Here is an 8,377-nt window from a genome sequence, read left to right on the forward strand (position 1 = left end):
AAGGTTACACTTACAGTGACCAACGTTGCAGGTAGCAGTACGACAACAAAAACAAATTACATAAAAGTGACAACAAATACAAGACCGGGAGTATATTCTGAAAGCAAATAAACCCTTAAACTGAAAAAGAGAAAAAGATCAGGACTAAAAAAGGAGTGGGGAGCCATTGATCAATTTTATTTACATTTTCTTTCTTTTTCTTTTTACGTGAATCTTTCTTTTTCTTTTTCTTTTTATGCGGATCTTTCTTTGATTTCACGTTTCAATCCTTAAACTCGGGGCAATGCTCCTGAAGGAAACATTTCAATTCGGAAACCGTGAGCAGGGGAGGTATATTAATTCCTTGTTTTCGAAGGTCCAAGCAAAGCCTTGAAAGAAGGGGAGGGATGATTCCAGCTTCATTTAATTTTTCCGTATTTGAAAACACATTTGCTGTTGGTCCGTCCAGCAGGATTCTTCCCTGCTTCATCACGACAACCCTCTCAGCATACTCGGCTACAAGTTCCATATCATGTGTTATGAGAATGACCGTTTTCCCAAGTTTATTCAGTTCCTTAATCTTGTCCAGGAACTTTGCTATGTGCCCTCTGTCCTGCCCTGTTGTCGGTTCGTCCAGAACAAGAAGGTCCGGTTCGAGAGCAAGAATGGAAGCTACTGCCAAGCGCTGTCGTTGCCCTCTTGAAAGAGAATGAGGGTGCCTATCTTTATAAGCTGAAAGTTCCATTGTTTCCAGGGATTCGTCTACCAGTTTTTCAATTTTGTCTTTGGGAATATCCATGTTTTCGAGTCCAAAACGGACTTCTTTAGTTACACTATCCATAAATATCTGCGAATCTGGATTCTGGAAAAGATACCCGACTTTTTTCGATAACTGAGCTGTAGAATACCTCTCTATGTCTTTTCCATTAAGCAGGATTCTTCCAAAAGAGGGTCTGTAAAACCCTATCAAGTGGCCTGCTAGAGTTGTCTTTCCAGCTCCGTTGTGCCCAAGAAGAGCAAGAAACTCTCCACTTTTGATATTCAGATTAATGTTTTTCAGGATTTCCGAACCATCTTCAGGCCTGTAGTAGAGGTTCTCTATCCGTACAAAGGGTAAGTTTTCTTCTGAAGGTAAAATAGAACCGGAAGTTTCAGGTTTTTGCCATCTATGGTTTTCAAGTTGCCTGGTAGCAGGCACTTGCAGAAGTTCAGCAAGTCGCTTCAGAACATTTTCATAGGACGGAACTATTGAAGCTTCATAATCCATTTCCAGCAGGTGAAAAATTTCAGTGAGTTGAGGGGGGTGAATCCCGAGTTTTTTAAGTGTTACTTCTTCGCGGCATAGGATTTCAAAAGGTTTTCCATCAAAGATAAACCTACCTTTATCCATAACAAGCATACGGTCTGCAATTTCAAAAACCGAGTCAAGTTTGTGTTCTATAAGGATAAGGGTTGTCTGCTTTTCTTCGTTTAGTTTCCTTAGCAGCTCAAGCACTTTCTGGGTGCCTGCAGGATCAAGATCCGATGTTGGCTCGTCAAGAACAAGGATCTCAGGCTCCATTGCTAGATTTCCTCCTATTGCAGTCCTCTGTTTTTCCCCTCCTGAGAGTGTGAAAATGAAATGATCCCTTAGCTTCTCCAGCCTAACTGCTTTGAGAGCTTTTTCTACTCGGGACAGTACTTCAATTATGGGTAAACCTAAATTTTCAGGCCCAAAAGAAATATCTTCAGCTACTGTCATACGAAACAATTGGGTTTCGGGGTTCTGGAACACCATTCCAACTTCAAGAGCCAACTTATTAATTTTTTCGTTTTTAAGATCTTGTCCATGAAGCAGAACACGCCCGGAAAAACTTCCTCCTGAAATTTCTGGAATTAGCCTGTTAAGGCAGCGGACAAGAGTACTTTTTCCACACCCGCTGGGACCCACAAGGAGCACAAATTCCCCTTTTTTAAGTTCAAGATTTATGTCCGAAAGTATCTGGGAATCTGAATGGGGGTAGCTGTATGTTAGGTTTTCAAGCTTGATATGTGCAATTGGCCTGGCAACTGCAACTTTCTCCAACATGGAATCCATATTATCTGTCTCTTCGTTACACATTTAAGTTTAAATTTATTATGAAAAGTAAGAAATAGTTTGATTATAATATATTTTCGTATGACGAACTTCTATGGAGAGTCCTTATTTGAAAAGTCTTTTTCGCTATGAACAAAAAGATAGCCTGCTTCACAGGCTTGACCCGAGAGTTAAACTGCTCTGGCTTTTTGGAATTTCGGTGCTAAGTGTTGTTTTCGGAACTCCAGACTTATTGGCAATATTATTCATATCAACTTTACCTTTCTGGTTTATATTAAAGCCCTCAAAAAGCAGGATAAAGGCAATGCTTATTATCTTCGGGAGTGTCCTGTTAAGCTTTACAATATCACAGGCTTTTTTTTATTATTGGGCCAAAGAACCGTTGTTTACTCTCATTCCATCTTCTTTCCCATTGATAGGACCTCTTACAGGAGGGATCTATTTCTATGCAGATGGAGCCATCTATGGCCTGTATCAATCTTTCCGTGTTATGGCTTGTCTAAGTGCTGCTATGCTTGTTATTGCCACAACTCATCCCGGAATGCTTATCGATGCATTTGTTCGCTTTTTTGAAATTCGGATCGCAGGGAAAAATTATCGAATAGGAATTCCATACGAAATTGCATTTATGGTTTCCTCTGCGGTCAGCTTTGCTCCTACAATGCTCGAAGAGAGTAGTGTAATCCTGAATGCAATGCAAGCAAGAGGGCTTGAGCTTAAAGACATCCGCAGAAAAGCAAAGGCCCTGAAATATATCCTTGTTCCTCTCGTAGTTAATATACTCCGTGCAGGAAGAAAGCTTGCTATTGCAGCCGACACCCGGGGCTTTCGGGCAAACAGGCACAGGACCTACGTAAACGAACTCAAATTAAAAAGGAGCGATTACATCTTTCTGATATATACAATCCTTTTAACGTCAGGTGGGCTTTATCTGAGCTATATGGGTTTCGGAGGTACTGTACCTGTTTGACGAAGAATGCCTGAAGAATAGGGGCACAGTTTATTTCAACTTTTTATATCTATGCCCTGCAAGCAATTTGCCTCCGGTTAACAAAGCAAGGGTATAACCAAATCCAAATCCTGGGGTATCCTTTGCTTCGGTTCCAGAGGTATCCTGAGTTTTACCTGTTTCATCTGATTTCCCGGAAGTTTCTTCAGAGGCTTGTGCTGTCTGTGGATCTGTTTCAATCACTAAGAAAGCCCCTGAAGGTACTACATAATCTCCGATATCCTGGAAAAGGATAGAATTTTCTCCAGGTTTCAGACTGTCTGTGATGTCTCTTGTGTCGGTATCAAGGTCCGGGTAGGGTTCTCCATTGGTAATTCCGGGAAACTTTTGATCGTTTACTAAGAGATTGCTATTCTCCCAGTTTCCAGATTGAGCGATTGTCCAGAGGGTTGCACTGCGGACAGGAAGCTGCAAGGTAGGCTTGAGCATTTCACATACTGTCTCATTAGGGGTCGCATAATAAAGCGGGTTACCGTTCTCATCCATCTGGGAATTAAGTTCGTCAGCTCCTTCGTTGATCCAGTATTCAATATCTTTTCCGTTCGCGTCCGTATAAACTATTAGCAAACCTACACCATCAATACAAACAAAAGATGCCTCAGGGCCTGTGTTTCCAATTTCAGTGCTATAAGTTCCCGAACCACTTATAAGATCCGTTACATTATAAGCCCAGGTGCCTGTGGGATAATCATAGATGCCCCAGCCTTTCCGGTCACTGAATTCTTTATCAGGTGTAAGCTCTTTCCCGTTAAAACTCAACTTCATTTCAGGATACCTGCCCGTAACACCTTCGGCACTCCAGGTCCAGTAATTATAGAGCCTTGCGAATTTTACTGTCGCCCCTTCGGGCAGGTCGACATTATGTGTTGCAGAATATACGTCTCCGGGATAGACCTTACCGCTGTAGTAACTGCTCCCTACACTATAATAGAGGTCACCCTTAACTGTGTCATGGACATATGTTTCAAGGGGTTTATCAGCTATGTATCCGTTTTTTTCGGGGGCCTGAGCCATGGCAGGCAAGGTAAGTAAACAGCATAATACTGCCATCACGCAAAATATCTTTGCTATACGGTGAAATATATTTATTTCTTTACTGAGTTTTACTTTCCTTATTTTATGTTCACTCTTTACATTATGCTTTTTAGTTGTTTTCCGATTCTGTTTCTTATTATAATTCTCCTTTTGATCTCCTTTTTGTTCTACTTTTCTTGTCTTCATATTTTATCTTCCCACCTGCAAAATTTGCCTATTATTACTATTCCGCATCTCCATGTTCCTTTTTCAGCTATCTTTACTATTCTAGTTTCACATAGGTCTTGCTTGTCTACTAATTCTGCAAGATGCTGGGGAAAGCCCGAGTCAAGCTCTTCCTTCTCATTCGTCTTCGCCAAATTTGAGACTCTAACACTAACTAATTTGGATGAAATATCTAATTTGGACGAAATATTGTTTAATTTTGTTTTTCAGTAGACTAAAATGTTGTAACTTATTATGTAAATTTTTAAATAATATAATTTATTAAATAAATTTTCAAAGTGTATAATTTAGTAAATAGCTAATAAGTTAGAGTATATAATTTTTGTTAAAAAATGATTAATTAATATGTTAATATAGCAATAATTATTGTCATTATTAGATATTAAAATCCATACCAAAGTGAAAATGAAAGCTTAAAAATTGAAAATAGAAATATTGATACTTTAAATAGCAAGCAACTTGATTATTACTTTTAATTTGATTTGAATGATTCTAAATGAGATTAAATTCCTATAATAAGATTTGTTTATTATTGGCAATATAATCTTTTTACAATTTGTTTCTGAACGAAGATATTCGTTAACATATAATTAAATTACGTTTTATTATAATATTTCATACAATATAAGAAAATAGTAATATTTAATAACCTTTAAGTTTTTGTAATTATTCAATTATGACGTAAAGTTTGACATATTAATTTTACAAACTTAAAGGAATCTACCCAAAATGAAATCAGAGATTTGTTAGCTTCTCTCAAAGTTGAGATTACTCTGTTGTGAAAGTGAACGGCTATGAAAACAGAAATTTCAAAAATAATTATCTTGTTTGTCTTTTTGCTCTCATTGCTCATTTCAATTCCTCCTACAGGAGCCAGCTACTCTTTTGAAGGTATACCCTTAACTCCGGATGCTCAGGGCACTTTTCAAGGAGAAGTTTACATAGACGGAGGACATGGACTTGCATTTCCTCCCTACTCCGAAAATTTTAGCGTTCCAGACGGTACTGTCCGCTGGGCTCGCCTGTATATCGGAGTTTGGGGAGGTACGGAAAATTACGAAGGATGGGTACAACCCAAGTTTAACGGGCAAAAGCTTGAGCAGCTACCGCTTGCCGGGGTTAATGACGAAAGCAAAGATGTATACTGCGCAGGTCATGGAGTTTACTGGGTTTCCTATGATGTAAGCAATATCACGAAAAACGGTAAAAATATGGTGAATGTCCTTACGAGCAAGGGTGAGCCAGGGAACAAACTGGATGGAAGGGTCTATGGTGCAGTACTTGCTGCGGCCTGTGAAAATAAAAAAGCATCTACAGTTTCCTACCAGCTTTTGAGTGGAAACGTAAATCTTCATGGTAAAGGCTGGAGCGGTACCCTGGCAAATTCAAATGACGTGACAAATGTCAATTTCAGCTGCGGACAGGCTTTGAGCAGCAAGGATGCTGCAAATCTTTCGGTAGTATACCTTACCGGAACAAAAGGCTTGCCTGATTATCTCGAGTTCAATGGAAAGATGCTTGGAACCTCACCTAAGAACCTCTCTGAAAAGTATGGAGAAAATGTTAGGGACGTTGCTGATGAGATCAGTAATGATGCCTATGGAGGCGAAGGTCCTATTTCCAGATATTTTGATATAGAAAGTTTCAATGTTCTTGATTATTTACAGGCCAATAACTCCGCAGCCTTTTTGAGGGGAATTGACATGAACGGGGACGGGGAAATTGATGAACAGGAAGGGGAGGACTACCTGCATCCTGTCCTTGCAGCCCTGATTCTGACCTCAAAGGATACCGCATCTGTACTTCCTGATCTCTATCCTGAGATGAATGCCTCAGAAAATGAGCTGGTTGATGGAACGCCTGCTAAAGTTTCCTTCACAATAAACAATCCTGGAGGAATCTGCGATCAGAATTGTACCGTGAGTTTTCGGGTAGATGGAAATGAGGTTTCAACTATCCCAATACAGATGACGGCATCAGGAGTGTACAGTTCTTCTATTTCATGGCCTGCTGTCAAAGGAAAACACTTGCTTGAACTTTCTGTGAATCCGAAAAACAGTATAAATGAATCAAATAATGAAAATAATGCTTGCGCATTAAACGTAAACGTCAAGTCAAAGCCAGATCTTTCGGTTTCCCTTGGGGACCCTGTGAAAATCGAGACAAAGACAGAAGCTGCATCTTCTTCGATAATTTGCCTTTCTTTCCTCTCGATATTAGGGTCTCGGAGAAAAAAACCGATTCTACTACTTTTACTTGCGGTATTTCTAATAATGGCTTTAAGTGGCTGTGTTGAGGAATCTCACGCAACAGAAAAAACTGCCTACTCTATCCCGGTAAAGATTGTTAATAACGGAGAAGCTTCAGCTCGGAACTTCGATGTAAATATCTCTCTTGATGGAAAAAGTGTCACTGTACTGAATATCCCGGAGCTGGCAGGCCAAAAAACAATCGTGAATGATATACAGGTTGAAACCCTGAGCGGAGAACACACCATTAAAGCGAAAGTCGATGAGAATAACCATATTATTGAGTCGGATGATGATAACAATGAATTTGAAGCCAGTCGCAATTTTACTTAATCTCCTGCTGCTCACTTTTCCAGCTTCAGCTTCGTACGCCGGAGACAAACCCCTTCAGACTATCATCCATGACGAGAACCATGGAGGCCTTGATTTTTCTCTTGGGGATAGTAAATACAGCGGTGAGCTTGCATACAATAAAAGCTATATGGTTAACTTTAGTGTTAATCCCCCTTCAGGGAGTTCTATTAAGGTTGCAAAAGCTTACGTTTACTGGGTCTGGAGTAAAAAGGATCTTGAAGGCATATATCCGCAATTCAACGCTTCCATTATAAGCTCAGGAAATATTGAATCTCTGCCTGAGGGGCATATGTATACGGACACAAAGGGATTTGTTTCAAGATATGATTATTTCTCGGGGATGAATGCATATGACCTAAGTGGAAAAATTTCCAAGCCCGGAAATTACTCCATTTCACTGATGAATACGGACAAAAACGGAAGTACCTTTTGCGTACAGGGTATCGGGCTTCTTCTCGCCTATGAGGACCCCAAATCACCGACTATCGAATACTGGATTAATGAAGGCTGTGATATGCTGTATGCCGATTATGGGATTACTCCAGAAGTAGCAACAATGACCACTTATTTTAAAGGGGATATTAATCCCGATAATATTACAGATGCACAGTTGATAACAGTCTCGCCTTCAGGGGGCTACAGTTCAGGCAGAGAAGCCAGAAATAAGCTTTTTTTTAACGAGGAGACCAGTAGTCTTCCAGTCCTGGGAGATATCATCCAGCTTCTGTTTGGAAGTGGTAAAAGCTGGGAGAATGTATACCAGACAAATGATACTGTTCAGGTTGCTCTGGATGAGAAACCGGTAGGAGACTATCTGGTGCCAACTGAGAATTTTGTTAGCATTCAGGACGAAGGGGACTATCTTCTGGCAACAAATGCGATACTTGTGCTTAATCTTGAAGAGCCTGAATCCTCTGAAAAGAGAGGTATCTAACCTCTTGCAGGAAAGGGATGATAGATGAATATTGTTGAAACCAGAGACTTATCAAAGTTTTATACTTTTGGCTCCGGACTGCGTGTAGAAGCCCTCAAGAATGTAAATGTGGAAATTAAAGAAGGGGAATTTGTTTCCTTTATTGGAGCTTCCGGGTCAGGGAAGTCAACACTACTTAACATTATTGGCTGCCTTGACCAGCCTACTTCTGGCAGTGTTTTTATAGAAGGTACCGAAGTTGACTACAGAAATTCTTCCTATCTTGTCCAACTCCACAGACAGACGATAGGTTTTGTATTCCAGGCTTTTAATTTGATACCTACATAGGACTTACGCAGTTAAAATGCCGAAAACTTGATATCTTTATAAATATACTTATGGCTTAGTGTTTCTCTAAAAACGTACGGAGTTATGGACATAAATCCACCTAAGTGTACCGCCATTGACTACATTAATTTTCTCATTGCGGCTTCTAACGTTTTTAGCTGTACTGCAGCTGCTAGAAGTTATCCAGA

7 protein-coding genes are annotated in these 8,377 nt (G+C 39.9%); 4 read left to right on the plus strand and 3 right to left on the minus strand.

Annotated features, from left to right (window positions below; all coding sequences use genetic code 11):
• Positions 1–262: 262 nt before the first annotated feature.
• On the minus strand, positions 263–2,056 hold the full coding sequence (locus tag A9239_RS02325; protein WP_048155598.1) for an ABC transporter ATP-binding protein: 1,794 nt from the start codon (positions 2,054–2,056) through the stop codon (positions 263–265).
• A gap of 109 nt (positions 2,057–2,165) precedes the next feature.
• Between A9239_RS02325 and A9239_RS02330 the strand changes: the two genes are divergently transcribed.
• Positions 2,166–3,026 (plus strand): energy-coupling factor transporter transmembrane protein EcfT, encoded by an 861-nt coding sequence (locus A9239_RS02330; protein WP_048117177.1) that lies wholly within the window; start codon positions 2,166–2,168, stop codon positions 3,024–3,026.
• A 30-nt stretch (positions 3,027–3,056) separates the two neighbouring features.
• Here the strand turns inward: A9239_RS02330 and A9239_RS02335 are convergent, their stop codons facing one another.
• Both A9239_RS02335 and A9239_RS19265 read right to left on the minus strand, forming a co-directional pair.
• On the minus strand, positions 3,057–4,286 hold the full coding sequence (locus A9239_RS02335) for a DUF3344 domain-containing protein (protein ID WP_048155596.1): 1,230 nt from the start codon (positions 4,284–4,286) through the stop codon (positions 3,057–3,059).
• On the minus strand, positions 4,283–4,459 hold the full coding sequence (locus A9239_RS19265) for a hypothetical protein (protein WP_155396450.1): 177 nt from the start codon (positions 4,457–4,459) through the stop codon (positions 4,283–4,285). The genes A9239_RS02335 and A9239_RS19265 overlap by 4 nt, the downstream gene beginning before the upstream one ends.
• A gap of 660 nt (positions 4,460–5,119) precedes the next feature.
• Between A9239_RS19265 and A9239_RS02340 the strand changes: the two genes are divergently transcribed.
• The 3 genes from A9239_RS02340 to A9239_RS02350 are packed head-to-tail and all read left to right on the plus strand — an operon-like array spanning position 5,120 to position 8,189.
• Complete coding sequence (locus tag A9239_RS02340; protein ID WP_048117181.1) at positions 5,120–6,907, plus strand: CARDB domain-containing protein; 1,788 nt, start codon at positions 5,120–5,122, stop codon at positions 6,905–6,907.
• A complete protein-coding gene (locus A9239_RS02345) occupies positions 6,876–7,862 on the plus strand; it encodes a DUF3344 domain-containing protein (protein WP_176722084.1) in 987 nt (328 codons plus the stop codon). The genes A9239_RS02340 and A9239_RS02345 overlap by 32 nt, the downstream gene beginning before the upstream one ends.
• Before the next feature lie 24 nt (positions 7,863–7,886).
• Complete coding sequence (locus A9239_RS02350) at positions 7,887–8,189, plus strand: ATP-binding cassette domain-containing protein (protein WP_230668835.1); 303 nt, start codon at positions 7,887–7,889, stop codon at positions 8,187–8,189.
• Positions 8,190–8,377: the final 188 nt, after the last annotated feature.

Origin of the sequence: Methanosarcina sp. A14, assembly GCF_001729375.1 — an archaeon.
Lineage (GTDB): Archaea > Halobacteriota > Methanosarcinia > Methanosarcinales > Methanosarcinaceae > Methanosarcina > Methanosarcina barkeri.

Excerpts from the sequence above, each read along its gene's own strand:
- A9239_RS02325 (WP_048155598.1), bottom strand. The coding sequence starts at position 2,056 with ATGGATTCCATGTTGGAGAAAGTTGCAGTTGCCAGGCCAATTGCACAT.
- A9239_RS02335 (WP_048155596.1), bottom strand. The coding sequence starts at position 4,286 with ATGAAGACAAGAAAAGTAGAACAAAAAGGAGATCAAAAGGAGAATTAT.
- A9239_RS02340 (WP_048117181.1), top strand. The coding sequence starts at position 5,120 with ATGAAAACAGAAATTTCAAAAATAATTATCTTGTTTGTCTTTTTGCTC.
- A9239_RS02350 (WP_230668835.1), top strand. The coding sequence starts at position 7,887 with ATGAATATTGTTGAAACCAGAGACTTATCAAAGTTTTATACTTTTGGC.
- A9239_RS02345 (WP_176722084.1), top strand. The coding sequence starts at position 6,876 with ATGAATTTGAAGCCAGTCGCAATTTTACTTAATCTCCTGCTGCTCACT.